At 47.5% G+C, this 2019-nt stretch carries 2 protein-coding genes; both read right to left on the bottom strand.

Annotated elements, in window-relative coordinates:
• Nucleotides 1-539: 539 nt before the first annotated feature.
• Nucleotides 540-719 (bottom strand): hypothetical protein, encoded by a 180-nt coding sequence (locus BG32_RS14620; protein WP_147435094.1) that lies wholly within the window; start codon nucleotides 717-719, stop codon nucleotides 540-542.
• 44 nt (nucleotides 720-763) lie between these two features.
• Nucleotides 764-1912, bottom strand: coding sequence for a Fic family protein (locus BG32_RS14615; protein ID WP_121527035.1), 1149 nt, complete (start codon nucleotides 1910-1912; stop codon nucleotides 764-766).
• Nucleotides 1913-2019: the final 107 nt, after the last annotated feature.

Here is a 2019-nt window from a genome sequence, read left to right as displayed (position 1 = left end):
ACGGAATCTAGCCTTTTCGCAATAACCGTCAGTTGTCATCCCACTGAGCCTGTCCTGAAACCCTGCGCCAAAATGCTCCTGTTTGGGGTCTCCTGTTCAGGGTCATCCCGAACTTGTTTCGGGATCTTGGTTTTCCGTGGTTGGGGGTCGGAGGTCGGAGGTTGGAAAGAGCAAAGGATCAGTTGCAAGATGCAAGTTCCAAGTTGTAAGTAAAAAGACCTAACAAAACGGGTCTCGGGTTTCGAGTCTGGGGTTTCGTGAACAAAACCGGCTCACCAATTCAGGGTTTCACTGTAACTGAGGAAGTTATCTCGATATCGGCTTTCGGAAGTCCCTTACTCTGTCATCCCGAACTTGTTTCGGGATCTGGTTTTGATCCTCTCGGCGGAGGACCGTTGACGAACAACGCGGTTTTCATCAGCGTACAGCGTGTTCTCTCAACCGTGCAGCAGCGTTTTAGAAGGACGGGTTCATAGTTTTGGACGAAGGACCAAGGACGACTCTTGACAGCGATCAGCGGGTTCTCCGCCTTTAAGCGTTCAGCGGCTCTTCTCCCGTGAGGTGGTACTGGCGAAGGTGAAGCCTTCACTGGCGGCGATGATTCTCGCCTTTTGACCGGCTTCTGAGTGCTTCCCGCTGAAAGCCGCATCACTTCTGCTCTTAGTCTCCTCGGAGGACGGAGAACCTTTGACGGTGGACCTGAGAATGCTTCCTGCCAAAGGCAGCATCTCCAATATACTTGGTACTTCTAGAGGACGAGTCTTCATTTAACAATCTCAATCAACTCTGAAGCAATGTATTTCTTCCCGTACTTGCTTTGATCTGTTTGTGAAAGGACTCCCTTCTCACACAAAGCAGTGACCGCCCTTCTGGCGCTAACGTAAGTCACGTTTAGTCTTTCGGCAGCTTGCGGAATTGTAATTACAGGATTCTCGAATAGAGAATCAATTAGCGCTAGTGGAAGGGCTGAAGAAACAGGTTTTAGACGACCTATCCAGTTGCTTCTAAGATCCATGATCTCCTTCAGCTTATTCTTTCCTAGCTCAGACTGCTGAAGGACCGCCTTGAGAAAGAAGAAAATCCATCCATTCCAGTCGCCCTCAAAGCTTACGCTTCTCAGTCTTGAATAGTATTCCTGTCGATTAGCTTCAAAATAGCCGCTGAGATACAATCCTGGTTGATCCATCAGTCCCCAGTAGGTCTTGAGCAAAGAGATCAAAAGCCTCCCAACCCTTCCGTTACCGTCCACAAATGGATGGATGGCTTCAAACTGATAATGAACCAAAGCCAACCTAACAAGTGGAGGTAATCTAGATTCAGAGTTGATGAAATTCTCCAGTTCGCCAAGACAATCGTTCAGCTCTTCGGGAGGTGGGGGTACATAATCAGCTTCATTCAAAGTGCAGCCCGGTTTTCCAATCCAGTTCTGCGTTCTCCTTAATTCTCCGGGATATGAATAGCCTCCGCGCACTCCCGACATGAGCACGGAATGTAACTCCTTGAAAAGTCGTGTTGAAATTGGCAAAGACTTCAGGCGTTCAAGACCATACTCAAGTGCCTTTAGATAATTCGACACCTCCCGAACATCATCTGCCAAGGGAACACTATTTTGGTCAGCTTCAAAAAAGTAGAGATCTTCAATGTCCGAAGTCGTTCCCTCGATCTGTGACGAAGCAACGGCTTCCCTGCGAAAGAGAGGCCTGATCAACAATCGCGATCCTGGACTCCCAGAAAGAAACCCCGAAAACTCTCCCATCGCTCGATTTGCTTCACCGAGAAGAAACAGAAGGTCATTGTCATATACGAGCTTTGGTGGTAAGGGATTAGGTACAAACGCCCAGTATGTGAAGCTCGGACCGACTATCTTCTTCACTTTTCCTGGTGAACTAGAGGAAAACTGATCCGGTATCATTTTGCCCTCCAAATTGTGCGCAAGTACAATTCTTTTCAAGACAATTATACTATAGTGCTCATGAGTATAATTTTCTTAATCGGAGAAGTTACCTAAGTTGAAGCATT

It is taken from the genome of Mesotoga sp. HF07.pep.5.2.highcov, assembly GCF_003666285.1.
GTDB classification, from domain to species: Bacteria; Thermotogota; Thermotogae; order Petrotogales; family Kosmotogaceae; genus Mesotoga; species Mesotoga prima.
This window is presented reverse-complemented; position numbering and strand designations above follow the sequence as displayed.